General features: G+C 73.4%; 10 protein-coding genes. 5 read left to right on the top strand and 5 right to left on the bottom strand.

Annotation, left to right across the window (positions count from 1 at the left end; all coding sequences use genetic code 11):
• Positions 1-2: 2 nt before the first annotated feature.
• Genes recD through VB059_RS08010 form a run of 3 tightly spaced genes read right to left on the bottom strand, consistent with a single transcriptional unit; the run spans position 3 to position 8,613 of the window.
• Complete coding sequence (gene recD, locus VB059_RS08020) at positions 3-1,973, bottom strand: exodeoxyribonuclease V subunit alpha (RefSeq protein ID WP_323421496.1); 1,971 nt, start codon at positions 1,971-1,973, stop codon at positions 3-5.
• Complete coding sequence (locus tag VB059_RS08015) at positions 1,970-5,332, bottom strand: UvrD-helicase domain-containing protein (RefSeq protein WP_323421495.1); 3,363 nt, start codon at positions 5,330-5,332, stop codon at positions 1,970-1,972. Before VB059_RS08015 ends, recD begins: the two co-directional genes overlap by 4 nt.
• Positions 5,329-8,613, bottom strand: a complete 3,285-nt coding sequence (locus tag VB059_RS08010; RefSeq protein WP_323421519.1) for an exodeoxyribonuclease V subunit gamma — start codon at positions 8,611-8,613, stop codon at positions 5,329-5,331. Before VB059_RS08010 ends, VB059_RS08015 begins: the two co-directional genes overlap by 4 nt.
• A gap of 101 nt (positions 8,614-8,714) precedes the next feature.
• On the opposite strand from VB059_RS08010, the gene VB059_RS08005 reads away from it, so the two are divergent.
• The gene (locus tag VB059_RS08005) at positions 8,715-10,844 is read left to right on the top strand and encodes an ATP-dependent DNA helicase UvrD2 (RefSeq protein WP_323421494.1); all 2,130 of its coding nucleotides are present in this window, start codon (positions 8,715-8,717) and stop codon (positions 10,842-10,844) included.
• On the opposite strand, the gene VB059_RS08000 is transcribed toward VB059_RS08005, so the two are convergent.
• Together VB059_RS08000 and VB059_RS07995 are read right to left on the bottom strand one after the other, a co-directional pair.
• Complete coding sequence (locus tag VB059_RS08000; RefSeq protein ID WP_323421493.1) at positions 10,757-11,785, bottom strand: TOMM precursor leader peptide-binding protein; 1,029 nt, start codon at positions 11,783-11,785, stop codon at positions 10,757-10,759. The two genes, VB059_RS08005 and VB059_RS08000, sit on opposite strands and share 88 nt — an antisense overlap.
• Before the next feature lie 677 nt (positions 11,786-12,462).
• Positions 12,463-13,956: a zinc-dependent metalloprotease gene (locus VB059_RS07995; RefSeq protein WP_323421492.1), complete on the bottom strand. Its 1,494-nt coding sequence runs from the start codon at positions 13,954-13,956 to the stop codon at positions 12,463-12,465.
• A gap of 161 nt (positions 13,957-14,117) precedes the next feature.
• Here VB059_RS07995 and VB059_RS07990 point away from each other — a divergent pair, with 161 nt between their 5' ends.
• From VB059_RS07990 to VB059_RS07975, 4 genes are all read left to right on the top strand, one after another.
• The gene (locus tag VB059_RS07990) at positions 14,118-14,543 is read left to right on the top strand and encodes a molybdenum cofactor biosynthesis protein MoaE (protein ID WP_323421491.1); all 426 of its coding nucleotides are present in this window, start codon (positions 14,118-14,120) and stop codon (positions 14,541-14,543) included.
• On the top strand, positions 14,540-15,664 hold the full coding sequence (locus tag VB059_RS07985) for a PDZ domain-containing protein (protein ID WP_323421490.1): 1,125 nt from the start codon (positions 14,540-14,542) through the stop codon (positions 15,662-15,664). Before VB059_RS07990 ends, VB059_RS07985 begins: the two co-directional genes overlap by 4 nt.
• A gap of 84 nt (positions 15,665-15,748) precedes the next feature.
• A complete protein-coding gene (locus VB059_RS07980; RefSeq protein WP_323421489.1) occupies positions 15,749-16,396 on the top strand; it encodes a PPA1309 family protein in 648 nt (215 codons plus the stop codon).
• 118 nt (positions 16,397-16,514) lie between these two features.
• Positions 16,515-19,391, top strand: coding sequence for a UPF0182 family protein (locus VB059_RS07975; protein ID WP_323421488.1), 2,877 nt, complete (start codon positions 16,515-16,517; stop codon positions 19,389-19,391).
• The last annotated feature ends 20 nt before the right edge of the window (positions 19,392-19,411 follow it).

Genomic DNA, 19,411 nt, shown 5'->3' with positions numbered 1-19,411 from the left:
CCTCAGGCCCGCTCGCCGGCCAGCCCCGAGGCACGGTTGGCCCGCCGGGACACCGCCTCCCGCAAGGCCGCGCGGCTGCCGTAGAGGTGCACCGCGCCCGAGGCCCGGGTGATCGCGGTGTAGAGCAGCTCGCGGGTGAGCAGCGCCGATCCCTGGTCGGGCAGGATCACCGACACCTCCTGGAACTGGCTGCCCTGCGCCTTGTGGATCGTGCTCGCATACATCGGGACCAGCCCGGTCAGCTGCACCGGGGCCAGGAACCGTACGCTGCGCTCGTGCAGGTCCGCCAGAGCCAACCGCCGGCCGGTGGGGGTGCGGACCACCGCCCCGACGTCCCCGTTGAACACCTGCAGCGCCTTGTCCCGGCGGGTCACCAGGAGCGGCTCACCGACGGCCAGGGCATCCTCCCCGGTGCGGCCCAGCCAGTCGCGGGCGATCCGGTTCCAGGTCGCCACGCCGGCCGGCCCACGGCGGTGCGCGCACAGCAGCCGGTGCCGGTCCAGCACCGCGAGGGTGCCCGCTGCGTCCCCCTCCTCGGCCAGCCGTTCCAGCTGCTCCCCCCAGCCCACCATCCGGTCGTGCAGGGTCGCGAAAGCCGGGTCGCCCGGGCCGCGGGAGACCGGGGTGAAGGTGACATTGTCGCCGGACGCCAGGTCATCGACCAGGGCGTCGACCAGGTCCGCCCGCCCGTCGCGGATGGCCTGGGCCAGCTCTGCGATCCGGCCCTGGAACCGCCAGGTGTGGCTGAGCCGGACCAGACCGGGCCGCTCCACCGCAGGACGGTCGACCGGATCGACGAGGTCGCGCAGCAGCTTGCGGGTCGTCGTCGTGGCCCGTCCGGCCGGGTCCTCGGCCCGCACCAGAGCCCCGATGTCGGAGAACACCGCGCCCGCCTCCACCGAGGCGAGCTGGTCGGGGTCGCCGACGAGCAGCAGCCGGGCGTCCGGCCGGGTGGCCTCCAGCAGCCGGGCCATCAGCGACAACGAGACCATCGACATCTCGTCCACCACGATCAGGTCGTACGGCAACGGCCGCAGACGGTCGTGCGCGAACCGCGTCGTGCTGTCGCGCCGCCAGCCCAGCAGCCCGTGGACCGTGGTGGCGTGCAGCCGCCCGAGCCGGTGCACCACCTGCGGATCGACCTCCCCCATCGCGGCCAGGGCGTCCTTGACCGCCTCGCCCATCCGGGCGGCCGCCTTGCCGGTCGGGGCGGCCAGGCCGATGTGCAGGTCCGGCTCCAGCGTCGCCAGGACGACCAGGATCCGGGCGATCGTCGCGGTCTTGCCGGTGCCGGGGCCACCCTGCAGGACGCACAGCCGGGTGGCCACCGTCGTCGCGGCAGCGGCCAGCTGGTGGTCCGGTTCATCCGCCGCGAGCCCTGTCGGGCCCTCGACCCGAGGGAACACCGCTCGCAGCACCGAGGCGATCCGGTCCCGGTCGGGGCCGATCATCGGGGTGCTGCGCCGGACATCGACGTCGGCCCGGACCAGCTGCTCGTCGCGCCAGTAGCGGTCGAGATAGAGCAGGGTGCCGACCAGCCGCAGCGGCCGGCCGGGCGGCCCGTCGGAGCCGACACTGACCAGGGCACTGTCGCGCAGACACGCCAACCAGCCGTCCAGGTCGGGCCAGTCGAGCGCCGACACGTCGACGGCGCTCTCGTCGCTCTCGAAGATCGCCTCCCGTACTGTCGCCAGGTCGATGCACACCGACCCGGCCCGGACCGCGCGGACCACCAGTGCGATCGCGAGCGGGATCCGCGGATCGGTCGCCCCGCCGAGGAATGCCAGCTGCTGGGCGGCCTGGACGTCGGCGAAACCGAACACCCCCGCGGCATCGAAGTCGGCCACCAGGCCGGATCCGATGACGCTGGTCGTGCCGGCCCTGGTGACGACGCCGGTCGTGCCGGACGCGGCGGCCCCGGTCGCGCCGGAGCCAGTGACGCTCGTCGTGCCGGCCCCGATGACGCTGGTCATGGCGTCGACCTCCCCTCGGTGATCAGATCGGCGATCTCGACGACCAACCCGGCCGGCGGGCGCCAGGCGAACACGCCGTAGGACACCCCTTCGACCCTCGGCGTGTCCGGGCCGGCCATGCCACGCAGGAACAGGTAGCGGATCCCGCCCAGATGCTCCTCGGGCCGATAGCCGGGCAGACGCCAGCCGAGGAACCGGTGCAGGGCGACCGAATAGAGCAGCGCCTGCAGCGGGTAGTGCGCCGCCATCATCGCCTCCGCCAGGGCCGGCGGCGCGTACGAACCGAGCAGCAGCGGGCCGTCGGAGGGCGGCCCGCCCAACCAGTTCGTCTTGTAGTCCACCACGACGAACCGGTCGGTGTCGCCGCCGACCCGCAGCACCGCGTCGATGCTGCCGGTGAGGAAGCCGCGCAGCACCTGGTCGCCCAGCCCGGGCATCCGCAACCGGGCGGCGTAGGAGGCCAACGGGTCCTCGGGGCTCAGGTGGCGCTCCAGGGCGTCGGCGATGTCGCCGAGCAGTGCAGCCACGCCGGGGTCGTCACCGCCCCCGAGCGGCAGCTCGAAGTCCAGCTCGCTGAGCCGGTCCCGCACGGCGACGTCGGCGAGCGTACGGTCGCCGAGGTCCCCGCCCAGCGGTGTGCGGGTCGCCGCGTCGAGGGCAGCGGCGAGGACGCCGTGATCGAGCTCCTGGACCGGGGAAGCCACCGCGACCCGGTCGACCAGCCCGTCGAACGATGGCCCGGCCGGGTCCCAGGCCTCGAGCACGGCATGGACCAGGGTGCCGAACCGGGCCCCGGTGGGCAGCGGACCCCACGGAGAGGGCCGCCCGGCGCCGGCCGGGACAGGCCCGGCACCGGCGCCGTCGGGCCGAGGGGCTTCGGTGGGGGACGGGCCGACCGCCGGCTCATCGTCGGCGTGGGTGGCGTCCATCGGTGAATCGTGCGGGTGTTCGTGCTGCGCGGCGGTCAGCCCGGTGTAGGAGGTGCGGCGCCACGCGGTGTCCACCGGACGGTCGAACCTGCGCAGGTACGGCGCCGGCGCCGGCGTCGGCTCGGGCACGGGCGGCGGCTCGAGCCGGCCCGGCTCGTCGTCCACGTACGTCATCCGCACCCCGGGAAGGGCCGGTAGGTCCTGATCGGGGACCGCGGGGACGACCCGGGGGAGCGTGCCGTCGGCCGCGCGCTCCCCGCACAGCGCCCGGTGCAGGGGAGCACCGGGGGCGTTGCGCTCGTGGGGGGCCCACCAGGCGATGATCTGCGAGGCGGCCCGGGTCATCGCGACGTAGAGCACGCGCAGCTGCTCGCCCGCCGACTCCTCGAGCGCCCGTCGGTGCCGGGCCCTCGAGGACGGGTCGCGGCGCCCACCGACATCCACCAACCGGTCGCCGGCCGGGTCATGGACGGTGAACGCCTCGGGCACCACCTCGTCCTTCGCCACGGGTCGTACATCGGTCATGTCAGGCAGCAGCACGATCGGGAACTCCAGCCCCTTCGCGGAGTGCACGGTGAACACCTGGACCGCTTCGGCTTCGGTCTCCAGGCGCAGCGCCTGCTCGTCATCACCGTTGCGATGGGCCGCCGCCATCGCGTCCGCCAGCCAGGCCAGCAGCCGGCGGGGTGCCAGCCGCTCCGCGGACTCGGCCTCGTGCAGCAGCTGGCCCACGTGACGCAGGTCGGTGATCTCCCGGGCCGAGCCGGTGCGGCCGATCGATCCGGCGGCCAGGTCGGTCTCGTCGAGGGCGGCGTCGAGCACGGCAGTCACGCCCTGCTCCCGCCACCGGCGGCCCCAGGCCCGGGCCCGGATGAACAGCGCCGCCCGGTCGTCCTCGTCGGCCCGGACCAGATCCTCCAGCCCCCAGCCGACGAACGGGCCCAGGGCGAGCCGGTGCACCGCGGCCGGCTGTGGGTCGAGCAGGGTGCTGAGCAGGTCGCGCCAGGCGGTGGCCGCCGGGGAGCGCAGCACGGTGTCGGCACCGTTGAGCACGGCCGGGATGCCGGCGGCGGTCAGGGCCCGGGCGGTCAGTGCCGCAGCGACGTTGCTGCGGACCAGCACGGCGATGTCGGTCGGGCGCACCGGGCGGGCCCCGTCGGTCCCCTCCAGGGTGGTGCCGTCGGTCAGCAACCGTGAGACCTGCGCGACGACATCGCGCCGGATGCGTTCGCGCTGGCGGGTGATGCTGGTGTACGGGTGCACCACCCGACGCAGTTCCAGGCCGGGGCAGGGGGTCCCCACCGGGTCGTGCAGCCGGGTGCCGGGGTGCTGGGCCCGGACCGGGGCCACGGTGATGTCGGGGTCACCGAGTGCGGTGCGGCCGAGGATCGAGTCGACGGCGCGGACGACCGTCTCGTCCGATCGCCAGTTGGTGGTCAGGGTGAGGCGCCGGTCCGCCACCCGGGCCGCGGCGAGATAGGTCTGGACGTCCCCGCCGCGGAAGCCGTAGATGGCCTGCTTCGGGTCACCGATGAGGAACAGGTCGCTGTGGCCGTGGAACGCGGTGCGCAGGATCTCCCACTGCTGGGGATCGGTGTCCTGGAACTCGTCGACCATCACCACCCGGTAGGCGTCGCGCAGTCGGGCTGCGGTGGCCGACGCGGTGGACGGGTGACGCAGCGCGGCGGCGAGCCGGCCGATCAGGTCGTCGTACGTGTACAGGGCCCGCGCCCTGAGCCGGCGGTCCACTTCCTGGCGGGCCCGGCCGGCGAAGTCGACCCGGGCGGCGCTGATCTGGTCGTCGGCCGGATCAGGGACGAGGGGGGAGGCCGGCGTCGCGATTGCGGCCTCGACGAGCGTACGCGCCACCGCGGGCGGGAACGGCGGGTTCGCCAGGCCGCCGAAAAGGGCGAGGTGGAGGTCGGCGGCGACCTCGGCGGCGATCTCGTGGTGGTCCGGGAGCAGTACGGCCCCGCTCCGGTGCCCCGACAGCAGCCCCAGTCGGTCGAGCATCGTCCCGGCGAACTCGTGGATCGTGGCGATCGTCGCGGCGTCGAAGTCGGCCACCGCCTCGGCCAGCCGCTGTCGGGTGGTCTGCGGCGCCCCGGTCCGGAGAGCCGCCCGGAGCGCATCGTCCGCGGACGGGTCGTCCGTCGGCGGGGCGTCCGACCCGAGCACCCGCTGGGCCTCGACCAGCCGGGAGCGGACCCGGGCCCGCAGTTCCCGGGCCGCCTTGCGGGTGTAGGTGATCAGCAGGATCGAGCGCAGCGGGGTGCCGCGGGCCACGGACAGCACGACGAGTGAGGCGATGGTGTGGGTCTTCCCGGTGCCGGCACTGGCCTCGAGCAGGGTGGTGCCCGAGGGTAGCGGTGCCGCCAGGTCGAGGGCATCGCGGTCCGTCACCGGTCGGGTCTGCGACGGTGTGCTCATCGGCGTTGCTCCGCCTCCTCCAGGGGTGACCACAGGCCGCGGGCCAGGTCGGAGATCCAGTCCTTCTCGTCACCGATCGCGGGCAGCTGTGCCGGGCGGGGGGCGCGGACCAGCGCGCGCAGGTCGTGGCCCCACAGCAGTTCCCAGTTGGCGTCCCGGTCCCGGTCCCAGGCCTGCTGCAGCATCCGATGGCCCCACAGCTCGGCACCGCTCGTCCCGGGACGGATGCAGTCGTGCAACGCCGCCGCGGTCCGGGCCGGCAGTGGCAGCGGGGTGGTGAGGCCCACCGTCGCGATCCGCACCCAGCGGTCGAGCAGGAACCGGGCCGTCGCCGGGTCGGGGGCGGACAGGACGACCAGGTCGTTGCGCCCCACCAGGTGGGCCCGGGGATGGTCGAGCGTACCGGCGGCGGCCAGCACCAGCAGGTTGAACCAGGCGGTCAGCCGGTGTCGGGGGCCGAGCCGGCCGTAGCTCACCGTGAGCACCGAGGCGCCGCGGGTGGTGATGTCGGCGCTCAGGGTCGTGCCGTCGCCGAGGGGCACTCGGACATGCCGCGTCAGCGGTGCCTCGGCGCGGGGGCCGGCGGACTCCCGCAGCGCCCGGTCGACGGTGTTGCGGATCCGGTCCAGGATCCCGCGGCCGGCCGCGCCGGGGGGCAGGGTCCCGCGCAGTTGCTCGGCCCGCAGGGCGTCGTCGAGCTCGTCTCCGCGCAGCGTGGCGGTCAGGACGCGGCTGCCGGCGGCCCATTCCCCGAGCCCGTCCAGTTCGAGCGGCATCGCGTCGGCGGCCGCGTCCTCGTCGCTCCACATGGTGAACCCGGCCCGGCGGCGCAGGAAGGCCCTGGCCGGATGGGTCAGCACCTCGACCACGTCGGTGAGCGGCACGACACCGTCGTCCCACTCCCAGGTGGGGACCGACAGCCGGTGGGCGAGCGGCTCCTCGCCCGTCCCGGCGGTACCCGTGCCGAGCGCGCCTGTCCCGGCCGTACCTGCCCCGGTGGCGCGCGGACCTGCCGTGACCGCGGCGGCCCCTGCTGCCGCGGTGGGATCGAAGCCCGACAGGGCCGAGGCGCGGAAGGCCGCGGCCGCCGGGTCCCCGAACGCCGACGGATCGTACGGCTGGAGCGGGTGACGGGCGATCAGCGCGGAGTCGGGGTCGGTCGCCGCCGGAAGCATCGACCGCAGCGTGTCGAGCAGGTCGCTGACGACGGCCGCCGGGGGACGCTGCTCACCGGTGCGCGGGTCGGCGCCGGTCCAGGTGAGCACCAGATGCTGGCGGGCGGCCCGGACCAGGTCGAGGAACACCTGCCGGTCGTGGTGGCGTGGGCCGATGGCATCCGGTTCCGGAGCCAGGTCGAGCAGACTGTCGCCGTCGGCACGCTCCGGCCGGGGCAGATTACCGTCGTCGAGACCGGCCACGCAGACCACCCGGTAGGGGACGTGGCGCGCCGGGGCGAGCGAGCTGACGGTGATCGCGCCGGCGCGGAACGCGGACCGTGGGACCCGGCCGCGGACGGCGTCGTCGAGCAGCTCGAGCAGGTCCTCCAGGGCCAGCGCCGGGGCATCGGCGGGCGCGGTCGCGCCGATGTCGGCGAGGATCCGCCAGGCGTGGTCGAGCTGCCAGGCCCGGTCGGGGGCCGGGGTCATCAGCTGGTCGATCGCGTCGCGGCAGATCGTGGCCCATTCGGCGGCGGAGTGCGGCTCACCGGCGATCCGGGCGAGTCGGATCAGCCGGGCCATCAGCTCCGCCACCGCCCCGACCACCTCGATGTCGGAGGAGCCGACGTCGTCGAGGGGGAGGCCGCTGCGGACCGCGTACGACCCGTCCTCGGTCATCGCGATCCCGACCAGCATCCGGTTCAGGCCGCTGAGCCAGGTGTTGGCCCCCACCGAGGACAGTCCGAACCGGTCGCGGTGGGCGGCATTCATCCCCCACCGCACGCCGGCAGCGGTGATCAGGTCGTGGGCCCGGGCCAGGTCGTCCTCCTCGAGGCCGAAGTGCCGGGCCACCGGATCCGCCCCCAGGAACGCCTCGAACTCCGTTGCGCCGGCCCGTCCACGGCCCATCGTCAGTGCCTCCACCAGCCTGCTCAGCACCTCGTTGTGTTCCCGACGCTCGGGGTCGGCGAAGCGCACCGGCAGGGTCCGGGCCGGATGACCGCCCGGTCGGTCGGGGTCGGTCGGGGCGAAGGCGGCCTCGAGCAGGGGCATCAGGCCGGGATCGGCACAGGCGATCAGAACGTCACGGGGTTCCAGGGTCGGGTCGTCGGCCAACAGGCCGCACACCACGTCGCGCAGGACCTCGGCCTGGCGGTCCGGGCCGTGGCAGGCGTGCAGGGAGATGCTCGTGTCGTCGCGGGCCAGCGGCGCCGGATCGCCCATCAGCCCGTGGGCCAGGTCGAGTCGGAGCCGGTCGAGCAGCGAGTCGCCGCTCGCCCCGGGGTGCCCGTGGGGGGTCACCTCGGCGCCCGCCTCGGCGAGGGCGGTCAGGGTCGCCGCGGACTCGCGGTCGAGGGCGGCCGCGAGGGGATGGGCGTCCCCTTCGGGCGAGGTCCCGGGCAGCCACAACTGCACCCGGTGCGGCCCGGCGAGCGCGGACAGCAGCCGCACCTCCGACGGCGTCAGGTCACCGGGGGCCCACAGGTCGATCCTGGCCGGCACCCCGGGCAGCGGGCCGTGACGCAGTGCCTCCTCGGTCAGTGGGATCCGGGCCACCGGGTCGGGCACCGTGCCGGTCTCCGGACGGGTGTGCAGCGCCCGCCACAACGGCGGCTGCCAGGAGAGGTCCTCCGGCACGCCGGTGTCGTGACCGGCCGACCAGTCCGCCAGCAGCGACGGGCGGCGACGGGCATAGTCCAGCAGGATCTCGGCCACATGCCGGGCCAGCCAGACGGTGCCGCCCGGTGAGCGCTGGGCCTCCTGCCACGCACCCAGGGTGGTCCCGCGCCAGCGTTCGGTGTCGGTGAGCAGAGCGGCCACCTGCCAGCCGAGCCGGTGCGGCCGCCAGGGGTCGTCGTCCGGGTCGATGCCCGCAGCCCGGGCGGTCACCTCCCACGTCCAGTCGGCGAAGGAGGGCATCGTGACGCCGGCGCAAATCCCGAGCGTACCGGTGAGGCGGTGCGCCAGCCAACGCTGCGTGCCCGGCCCCTCACAGGTCACGAGGTACTCGTCGAACACGTCGGCCGGGTGCTCGGCCAGGCCCTCGGCCAGGGCGTCGGCCAGCACTTCGGCGTCCGCCGCCAGGTGGACGGTGGGGTGGCCGGTCGGCAGGGAGTGCGTCATGATGGCCACCACCCTAGAGGAGGTCGCTGACACCGCTCGTCCGGTCGATCGGGGACCTGCGCCGGAGCCTGTTGTCGGCGCCGGGACCTACAGTGTGGGGCATGCCCACACCACCCCCGGACCTGCCGTCGCCCGAAGCCCTGCTCGATCGCCTGGATCCCGAGCAGCGCGACGTGGCGACCAGCCTGTCCGGTCCGGTTGCGGTGATCGCGGGGGCGGGGACCGGCAAGACGCGTGCCATCACCCACCGGATCGCCTACGGCTGCGCGGTCGGCGCGTACGCCCCCACCCAGGTCCTGGCGGTGACGTTCACCACCCGCGCGGCGGGGGAGATGCGGGGCCGGCTCCAGGAGCTGGGGGCCCGCGGGGTGCAGGCCCGGACGTTCCACTCCGCGGCGTTGCGCCAGGCCCAGTACTTCTGGCCCAGGGCGTACGGGCGTGCCCTGCCACGGCTGGCCGACAACCGCTACGGCCTGGTGGTCGAGGCGGCCCGCCGGCTGCGACTCGAGACCGACCAGGGCATGGTCCGCGATCTGCTCGGCGAGATCGGCTGGGCCAAGGTCTCCAACGCCGACGCGGACAGCTACCCGGCGGTGGCCCGTCGCACCGGGCGGGAGGTGTCGGGGCTGGAGCCGGAGACGATCGCGCGGGTGTTCGCCGGCTACGAACGGCTCAAGGCGGACCACGGTGTGATCGACTTCGAGGACATCCTGCTGTGCTGCGCGGCGATGCTGGCGGAGCGCCAGGACGTGGCCGAGGAGGTCCGCCGGACCTATCGCCACCTGGTCGTCGACGAGTACCAGGACGTCTCGCCGCTCCAGGAGGCACTGCTCACACTGTGGCGCGGCGAGTCCGACGAGATCTGCGTGGTGGGCGACCCGGCACAGACCATCCACTCCTTCGCCGGGGCCCGCGCCGACTACCTGACCGGCTTCACCCGGCGTCATGCCGGCGCGACAGTGGTCCGGCTGGTCCGTGACTACCGCTCGACCCCTCAGGTCGTCGACGTGGCCAACCGGGTGATCGGGCACGGCGGGCGCCAGGCCCTGGTGGCGCAACGGCCCGCCGGGCCGGCTCCGGTCTGGGCCGAGGCCACCGACGAGGCGGAGGAGGCTGCCGGGATCGCGGTGTGGCTGGCCGAGCTGGCGTCCCAGGGGGTGGACTACCGCGAGATGGCGGTGTTGTTCCGGATCAACGCCCAGTCGCCGCAGCTCGAGCAGGCCCTCGACGCCGCAGGCATCCCGTACCTGGTGCGCGGTGCCGAGCGGTTCTACGACCGGGCCGAGGTCAAGCAGGGGATCGGCCTGTTGCGGGCGCAGGCCCGGACCGGGCAGGCCGACGGGGTGGGGCCGCTCGACCAGGCCAAGGCGCTGCTGGAGCCGATCGGCTGGCGCGCGACCGCCCCGACGGGCGCCGGGTCGCGGCGGGAGAAATGGGAGTCCCTGGCCGCGCTGGTCGACCTGGTCGGCGACGTCCTCGCCGAGCAGCCGGGTGCCACCCTGGCGGACGTGGCGGCGGTCCTCGAGGCCCGGGCGGCCGCCGACCACGCCCCGATCGCGCACGGTGTCACGCTGTCGACGTTCCATGCCGCGAAGGGCCTGGAGTGGGACGCGGTCGCGCTGAGCGGCGTGCAGGAGGGGTCGGTCCCGTTCGTCCTCGCCACCGGACGCGACCAGCTCGACGAGGAGCGCCGGCTGCTCTACGTCGGCATCACCCGGGCCCGCGAACACCTGCGGGTGTCCTGGTCCCGCGCCCGCTCCGGCACCAACGGCCGGCGCCGCCCGTCCCGCTTCCTCGACGGGGTGCTGCCGGACGGGGTTGCGACTCCGTCGGGTGGGGACCGGCGCAGGCCCGGCGGTGGCCGGCGGCGCAGCGCGCTGAGCGCCACCTGCCGGGTGTGCGGCCTGACGCTGGGCGATGCGGCCGAGCGCAAGCTCGGCCACCACCAGGACTGTCCGGTGGACTACGACGAGGCGACGGCGGATGCGCTGCGCCGATGGCGACGCCACGAGGCGAGGACCCGCAGCATCCCGGCGTACGTGGTGTTCACCGACGCGACGCTGCTGGCCCTGGCCGAGATGCGGCCCGCCGACGAACGGGCCCTGCGCGCCGTCGGCGGGATCGGAGCGGCCAAGGTGGAGCGCTACGGCGAGGCGGTGCTGAGGATCATCGCTGATCCCTCCGCCGTCGACGAGGAGGGTGCCCTCGCCACGTCGACCGACCCGGCCTGAGCCGGTCGCCCACCGGTCCCGGCGCCGGGCGGTGCCCAGGTGCAGCCACAGGCCGGGTGGGGACGCCAGGCGCGCCAGTGCTGCTGCCAGTCGCGGGTGCCCAGCTCGACCGTACGGTCGACCAGGTCGGGGGAGCGGCCACCCGCCCACGCCGCCAGTTGCGCGGTGAGCATCGCGATCGTCCAGTCGCGCAGTGGCGCCGGATGCGGGGCCCGGGCCCCGGTCAGCGCGGCCCGCTGCTCCACCCAGGTGGCGTCCCGGGCCGCGCGGGTGAGGTCGGCGCAGACCAGGCACGACGTACGCCCCGGCACGACGAAGGGACCCAGCACGACACCCGCCGGTCGGGGCCGCACCACGACATGAGGGTCGTCGGCGCGCATCAACGCCTCGACCAGGGCGGGGTCCGGCTCGAGGCATCCGGGCGCGACGACGGTCGGTGTGCCGGGCGGGAGCGGCCGCCGATCCAGAGTGTCGGCCACCCGGACCCGGTCCCGGGGCCGCGGCAGCGAGGTACCGAGCGATCCGGACGGGGCGATCACGTGGACGGCGCCGACCCCCGCCTCGAGCAGGCCGGACACCAGGGCAGGGACGAGGGACGGCGCGGCCACGACCCGCACCACCGGCGTGTCGCACAGCGGACCCGACTGCGGATCGTCCGCCGCCAGCAGGTCGGCTCCGCGCAGCGTCGCCACCAGGTTGTCCACAGCCTGCGGACTCACCTCCCACCGGTCGGCGAGTTCGCTGACGGAGTGGTCGCCGGTCAGTTCCGCCAGCATCCAGCGGGTGCCCGGTGGAGCGCCGGCGAGGCGGACACCGCGGTCGGCGTCACACCCGACCTGGACCGTCCCGTCCCGCAACTGCAGCACCGGCACCCCGTCCAGCAGACGGGGCCGGGACCGCGGTCCCCGGCCCGATCGGCACCCTTCCAGGTCCTTGTCCATGCCGCCACGATCCCGCGTACGGCCCTGCCGATCCAGTCCTGAAAGGGGACGGACAACACCGGCCGGACAACGGACAACACTCTTCGGGCACTGGACAACACCGGCCGGGTGGCGGACAACACTCATCACTCATCCCCGGGGCTGGCAGGACCGGGTGGGCACCGGGCCGGCAACACCGGGCCGGCAGCGTTCGGGCAGGCGGAAGGCCCTCACGCTATCGATCCTGTTCGCCTTCCCCTGCGAACGCACCGACCACGGAGGGCCTCCTGTGGACAATCTAGGCGGGCGGCCCGGCGTACGTCAAGCACCCCAGTGCCATCCCTGTGCCGAGCCACGGGTAGCAGGGCCGGGCGGCGGGACCGGAGGAGAGGAGCCAGGGGGTTGTCCACGGATGTGGACAACCCTGTGGATGGTTTGTGGTCAACGTGTGGACGGTCGCCGTCCACCGTACGGTCCGTCGCCCTTCATCCTGTGGACACCTGCTGTCCCGCGACACGGCAGGCGACCGGGCGATCGGTGATGACGGTCCGGGCCCCCTGTGACCGGGGCCCTCCGTCAGGTTTCAGGCGGTCAGGTTTCGGGCGATCAGGTTTCAGGCGGTCAGGCTTCAGGGTCAAGCTCCAGGGGGCGGACTTCAGGGCCAGGCTTCAGGGGCAAGCGTCAGGGGGACTTCAGGGTCAGGCTTCAGGACCCGACCCGGTGTCCCCGTCCTCGCCGCGCTCCTTGTCCGCCTCGTTCAGCAGCCGCTCCAGTTCGGCGTCCAGGTCGTACGCCTCGGGCTCCTCGTCCGGCCGGACCTCGTGCTGATCGACCTCGCCGGCCACGAAACCGAGCGGGTCGTCCAGCCCGGCGGCGGTGGGCAGGTTGTCCGGGTGGCTCCACAGGGCATCGCGGCCCGCCACGTCCCGGGCCTCGCGCAGCGCGGCCCACAGGTTGGCGGCGTCGCGCATCCGCCGCGGGCGCAGCTCGAGACCGACCAGAGTGTTCAGGGCCTCCTCGGCGGGCCCACCGGTCGCCCGACGTCGACGCAGTGTCTCGGCCAGCGCCGGCGCGGTCGGCATCCACCGGCCGGTGGCCAGGGTGACCGTGTCGTCGACCCAACCCTCGATCAGCGCCAGCAGGGTCTCCAGCCGTTCGAGGACGGCCTGCTGCTCCGGCGTGCGCACCGGCTCGAACAGACTGCCCTGCAACTTCTCGAAGGCCTCCTGCATCGCCTCCAGATTCATCGCCGAGGGATCGAGGTCGCGGTACATCTCCTCCATCGCGGACATGTCGATCCGGATCCCGGCGGCGTACTGCTCGAAGAGCGACAGCAGCTGGGGGCGCAGCCACGGCGCGGCGGCGAACAGCCGCTGCCGGGCGGCCTCGCGCAGCGCCAGGTACACCTGGATGTCGGTCGGGGACTGGTCGAGCCCCTCGGAGAATGCGGCGACGTTGGTGGGCAGCAGCACGACGGCACCGTCGTCGCCCAGCGGCAGCCCGATGTCGGTCAGACCGAGCACCTCGGAGGCCAACCGGCCGAGAGCCTCGCCGACCTTCTGGCCGTACATCATGGCGCCGCTGGTGCGCAGCATGGGCTGCAGCAGCCCGGCCATCTGGGCCAGCTCGGCCGGCTGCTCCGCCATGTCCCCGGAGTGCAGCAGAGCGTCCGCGAGGGCGTCGGCGAAGCTCGTCGCGACCGGGGCGATGATCCGCTCCCAGACCGGCAGCGTGGAGCCGATCCACTCGGTGCGGCTCCAGACCTTCGGGGCCTGCTCGGTGGCCGGGAACGAGGTGGAGCGGTCCAGCCAGCCGTCGGCGATCCGGGCCGCTTCGGTGAGACTCTCCCGCTGTTCCCGCGTCGGGGTGGGGTCGGACCCCCGCTCGGCACAGACGCGCCGCGCGATCGTGCTGACCTGGCGCCAGTCGACCTGTCCGGGCTGCGCCGGAGCGCCGGCCCCGGCGGCGGCCGGGTTCATGAAGCCGGAGTATCCGGCGGTGGGGCCGGGGGCCCCGGCGGCGAACATCTGCCCGAACGCCTGCTGGAGCTGTTGCATGAGCGCCGCGAGGTCGGGGGTGCCCCCGGCACCGGTCGCTCCGGACAGGCCCAGCTGGCGCAGCAACTCCTCGAAGGCGTTCTGCTCCCGCTTGCCCTCGTCCGGGTCGTCGTCGCGGCGAGGATCGTCGGCCATGATGTCACTCCTGCTCGTGGGGCATCCTGATGCTCGTGGGCATCCTGACTGCGTCCATTGAACCGCATCCACCAAGGTGCCCCCCGGGGCGGCACGCTGCGGCTGGGTGTCGGCGCGCCGCGGTTGGGCATCGGTCCGCCGCGGTTGGGTAAAGTCGAGGCATGCTGCGGACCAGTGCACGGGTGACGGACGGATCACTGCGGGTCGACGACATGCTCGCCGCGGTCGCAGACCCCGCCGTCGGCGGCGTCGGGATGTTCGTCGGGCTGGTCCGCGACCACGACCCGGCAGGTCCCGGATCCGCTGTGCGGTGGCTCGAGTACTCCGCCCACCCGACTGCCGAGGACACTCTGGCCGCGCTGGTCGCCGAGGTCGCCGGGGCGTACGACGTGCTGATCGCGCGGGCCGAGCACAGGATCGGCCGGCTCGCGGTCGGTGACGTCGCTGTGACAGTCGCCGTCGGTGCCGCACACCGGGCGCCCGCCCTGGACGCCTGCCGGGTGCTGATCGACCGGATCAAGTCGGAGGTGCCGATCTGGAAGCGCCAGTCCTTCGCCGACGGTGTGACCGGTTGGGTCGGTCTGTGACCCCTCGGCGGGACGCGGCCCGGACCGGCCGCTCCCCGTGGCGTCGGGCCACCGCCTGGCTGCGCCGGGTGTTCGGCCCGATGCCGACGACGACCGCAGTAGCGGCCGCCGCCTTCGTCGTGCTGGCGATGATCCTCGCGCTGGTGCCCGTCCCGTACGTCACCTGGAGCCCCGGCCGGACCGTCGACGTGCTGGGGGCCGCGGCCTCCGGGCCGGGCCAGGCGGTGCAGATCAGCGGGCTCACCACCTACCCGACCGATGGCCAGTTCCGATTGACCACCGTCGGGGTGACCCGGGCCGACTCCCGGCTGACCCTGCCCGCCGCGCTGGCCGCCTACTGGCTGCCGTGGCGCGAGGTGCTGCCGCGCGCGGCGGTGTACGCCCCCGGCACCACCCAGCAGGAGAGCACCGCCGAGGGCACCCGGATGATGGACAACGCCCAGCAGTCGGCGATCGTGGCCGGCCTGCGCAGCGCTGGGGTCCCGGTCACCGAGGTGACCAAGGTCGTCGGGGTGAGCATCGGCTCACCCGCCGACGGGCGGCTGGAACCCGGCGACACCCTCGTGGCGATCGACGGGACGGCCGTCTCCACCCCGACCGACGCCACCGCGCGGATCCGCGCCCGCCGGGTCGGTGAGACCGTGCAGGTCGGCGTGCTGCGCGCTGGTGTCCGCCGGGATGTCACCGTGCCCACGGTCGCCGCACCCGACGACCCCTCCCAGCCCCGGATCGGTGCCACCGTGGGCGTCGGCTACGACCACCCCGGCACGGTCGGCTTCGGCATCGACCCGGCCATCAGCGGCCCCAGCGCCGGGCTGGTCCTCGCCCTGGCGGTCGACGATCGGCTGACGCCGGGTGACCTCACCGGCGGCCGGGTGATCGCCGCCACCGGCACCATCGATCCCGACGGCACTGTCGGGTCGATCGGCGGACTGCCGTCCAAGGTCGCCGGTGCCAAGGCGGCCGGGGCGGCGCTGTTCCTGATCCCGCGCGGCAACTGCGACGAAGCGGTCGGCCTGCACACCGCCCTGCCGCTGGTGCCCGTCGACAACCTCCAGCAGGCGATCGATGTCCTGTCCCGGCCGCAGACCCCGGTCGCCGGCCTGCCGCACTGCTCCTGATATCCCAAGGCTCCTGACACCCTCAGGCTCCGGACACTCCCAGGGTCCGGACACCACCACTCCCGACCCGCCCAGGAGGGCCCGATGACCACCCCCGATCCTGTCGATCCCGCCGCGCAGACGCCCGACAGCCTGGCCGCGCCCGCCGAGGCCGCTGCGTCCGACCCCGCGTTCGATGCCGATGCCGCGTCCGCCGAAGCCGCGCGTGATGCCGACGACGATGCCGCGTCCGACGCGCTGGTCGCCGCCCTGATGGAGATCGAGCGGCACGTCTCCGCCCTCGGCTGGGACCAGCCGGCCCGGCTGTTCGCCCTGGTGCGGACGGCCGACCTCGTCGCCGTCGAACCGCACCTGGCCGACGCGCTGGACGCCGAGCACCGGCCGCCGGACGCGATCAGCTCCATCGAACAGGACACCTGGCACGCCGGCGAGGACGTCGTGGAGGCCCTGCAGGGGATCGCCTGGCCCGACACCGTCGAGGGATGCGCGCTGGCCATCGAGCGGGCCTTCCTGCCGGCCGATGCCGAAGCGGCGGTGCCCGACGACCGGGACGAGGCGGCCCGCTACGTCGCGGAGCACCCCCGCCGCCAGGACATCCGAGTGGTCGCCGGAGTGCTGCGGTCGGGGCAACGGCAGAGCCTGGCCCGGCTGGCGTCGGATCCGGACGACCTGCTCGGCGGGCCCGACCTGGCCCCCGGGCTGTCCGAACTGCTCAGCCGTACGCTGCGCTGACAGCCGCCGGCGGCCGACGATCTTGCCCGCCGCCTAGGATGGGAGGGCGCCGGACCTTCCGAAGCCCGCCGCGTCGTATTCCGCCCAGTCCCACGTTCCGCGAACAAGGAAGTGTCACGTGAGCACCGCCTCCCCGGCCCGACCCCGTCACAAGCCGCATCCCCTGCTGATCACGCTGGTCGCCGTGGCAGTGCTGATGGTGCTGCTGGCGGTGACGTCCAATGTCTGGACCGACTTCCTGTGGTACCGCAACCTCGGGTACTCGAGCGTCTTCTCCACCCGGCTGCTGACCTCGGTCGTCCTGTTCGTGCTCGGTGCGGCGATCATGGCGGGGCTGGTGATCGGCAACGGCCTGATCGCCCTGCGGCTGCGACCACGCACCCGTCCGACCGCCCAGAGCAGCCTGCTGGAGACCTACCGGCACGTGCTGTTCAGCGGCCGCTTCCGTACGGTGCTGATCGTCTTCGGCAGCGTCCTGGGGCTCTTCGCCGGCTTCGGCATCTCCGGCAACGTCGACACCGTGCTGGCCTGGCTGCACCGGACCCCGTTCGGCAGTCCCGAGGCCGGCTTCGGTCTCGACCCGAGCTTCTACGTCTTCGACCTGCCGTTCTGGCGGATGACGCTGAACTTCCTGATCACCTGCCTGGTCCTGAGCGGTCTGGTCGCCCTGGTGATCCATTACCTGTCCGGGGCCTTGCGGCTGGAACGCGGTGCCCGGTCCTCGGCCGGCGCCCAGATCCACCTGTCGATCCTGATCGGCGCGGTCCTGCTGGTGTACGCGGCGCTGCGCGTCTTCGACCGCTACGGCCTGCAGGTCACCTCCGGTCAGCTGCTCACCGGCATCGGCTACACCGACGCGCACGTACGGTCCGCCGCCCAGCTCATCCTCGCGGTGATCACCGTGTTGTGTGCGCTGCTGTTCTTCGCCAACGCCGCCCTGCGCCGGTGGCGCATCCCGGTGGCCGCCGTCATCCTGCTGGTGCTGTCCGGGCTCATCCTCGGCCTGATCTATCCCGCGGTCGTGCAGGCCTTCTCGGTCAACCCGGACGAACCGGACAAGGAGAAGCCGTACATCGAGGCGCACATCGCCGCCACCCGTCAGGCCTACGGCCTGTCCGACGTGCAGATCCAGGACTACACCGCGGTGACCAAGACCTCGGCCGGGCAGCTGCGGGCCGACGCGGAGGCCCTGCCCGGCATCCGGTTGATCGACCCCAAGGTGGTCGCTCCGGCGTACGAGCAGTTCCAGCAGGTGCGTGGCTTCTACCAGTTCCCCAAGACCCTCGACGTCGACCGTTACACCCTCGACGGCCAGGAGAGCGACGTCGTCGTCGCCGCTCGCGAGATCGACCTCAACGGGCTCGACTCGAAGAGCTGGAACAACATCCACACCGTGTACACGCACGGCTACGGCATGGTCGCGGCGTACGGCAACCGGCGCCAGGCCGAGGGCCAGCCGGACTGGATCGAGAAGGACATCCCGCCGACCGGCAAGCTCGACGAGCGACAGTCGCGGGTCTACTTCGGTCAGCTGCACACCGACTACTCGATCGTCGGAGCGCCGGCCGGTGCCCCCCCGGTGGAGCTGGACACGCCCGGCGGGGGCGACCAGAGCGGCGGCTCGAAGATGTTCACGTACGACGGCAAGGGCGGCGTGTCGATCGGCAGCACGATCACCCGGGCGCTCTACGCCATCCGGTTCGCCGACCCGAACATCCTGCTCTCGGACCGGGTGAACGCCGACTCGCGGATCATCTACAACCGCACCCCGACCGAGCGGGTGCAGGCGGCCGCCCCGTGGCTCACCGTGGACTCCAACATCTACCCGGCCGTCGTCAACGGTCGGCTGGTCTGGATCGTCGACGGCTACACCACGTCCAACACCTACCCGAACGCACAGCGGGTCAACCTCGACTCGGCGACCTCCTCGCAGCGGGCCACCGACACCGGCCTGGGGGCCGGCGGTCGGTCGATCAACTACATGCGCAACTCGGTCAAGGCCGTGGTGGACGCGTACGACGGGACCGTCGACCTCTATGCCTGGGACCAGTCGGACCCGATCCTGCAGACCTGGGAGAAGACCTTCCCGGGCCTGGTGAAGAGCCGGGACGCGATCTCCCCGGAGCTGCTCAACCACCTGCGCTACCCGGAGGACCTCTTCCAGGTGCAGCGCGAGGTGCTGGCCCGCTACCACATGACCGACCCGCACCAGTGGTACCAGCGCACCGACCTGTGGCAGATCCCGGACGATCCGGTCCAGGGCCAGGGCAACAAGGAGCAGCCCTACTATCTGTCGGTCAAGTGGCCCGGTGACGCCAATCCGATCTTCAGCCTGACGTCGGTCTACGTCCCGAACGCCCGTTCCAACCTCGCCTCGTACATGGCGGTGAACGCCGACGCGGCCAGCCCGGACTACGGCAGGATCCGCATCCTGCGGATGTCCGACCAGACCCAGATCGACGGTCCCGGCCAGACGTTCAATGCGATGACGACGAACGAACAGGTCGCCACCCGGCTGCGTCCCTACCTCAACCAGGGCGCCGCCAATGCGGCGTACGGCAACCTGCTCACCCTGCCGGTCGGCGGTGGCCTGCTGTACGTCCAGCCGGTCTACACCGAGCGGCAGGGGGCGACCGGGGCCTACCCGGCGCTGACCTTCGTGATGTCGAGGTTCGGCCAGTCGGTCGGCATCGGCACGACCCTCCAGGAGTCGCTCGACCAGGTCTTCGCCGGCAACGCGGGGGCCACCACCGGTGAGACCGGTGCGCCCGCGCAGGCCACCTCCACCGGCTCGGCCGCGACCTCCTCGTCCTCGACCGCCACGTCCTCGCCGATCGCCCAGGCCGCCCTGCAGAAGGCGGTCGCCGATGCGCAGCAGGCGTTCAGCGACGCGGACAAGGCCCTGAAGGCCGGCGACCTGGGGACCTACCAGAAGCGGCAGCAGGACGCCCAGGCGGCGGTGGAGCGGGCGCGCCAGGCGATGATGGGCGGCTAGTCCGCCGGCCCAGGATGCCC

This window comes from Raineyella sp., assembly GCF_034933565.1.
GTDB lineage: Bacteria > Actinomycetota > Actinomycetes > Propionibacteriales > Propionibacteriaceae > Raineyella.
This window is presented reverse-complemented; position numbering and strand designations above follow the sequence as displayed.

Bases quoted from the DNA above. Each gene is read 5' to 3' on its own strand.
- VB059_RS08010 (WP_323421519.1), bottom strand. From the start codon at position 8,613: ATGACGCACTCCCTGCCGACCGGCCACCCCACCGTCCACCTGGCGGCG.
- VB059_RS07995 (WP_323421492.1), bottom strand. From the start codon at position 13,956: ATGGCCGACGATCCTCGCCGCGACGACGACCCGGACGAGGGCAAGCGG.
- VB059_RS07990 (WP_323421491.1), top strand. From the start codon at position 14,118: ATGCTGCGGACCAGTGCACGGGTGACGGACGGATCACTGCGGGTCGAC.
- VB059_RS08015 (WP_323421495.1), bottom strand. From the start codon at position 5,332: ATGAGCACACCGTCGCAGACCCGACCGGTGACGGACCGCGATGCCCTC.
- VB059_RS07980 (WP_323421489.1), top strand. From the start codon at position 15,749: ATGACCACCCCCGATCCTGTCGATCCCGCCGCGCAGACGCCCGACAGC.
- VB059_RS08005 (WP_323421494.1), top strand. From the start codon at position 8,715: ATGCCCACACCACCCCCGGACCTGCCGTCGCCCGAAGCCCTGCTCGAT.
- recD (WP_323421496.1), bottom strand. From the start codon at position 1,973: ATGACCAGCGTCATCGGGGCCGGCACGACGAGCGTCACTGGCTCCGGC.
- VB059_RS08000 (WP_323421493.1), bottom strand. From the start codon at position 11,785: ATGGACAAGGACCTGGAAGGGTGCCGATCGGGCCGGGGACCGCGGTCC.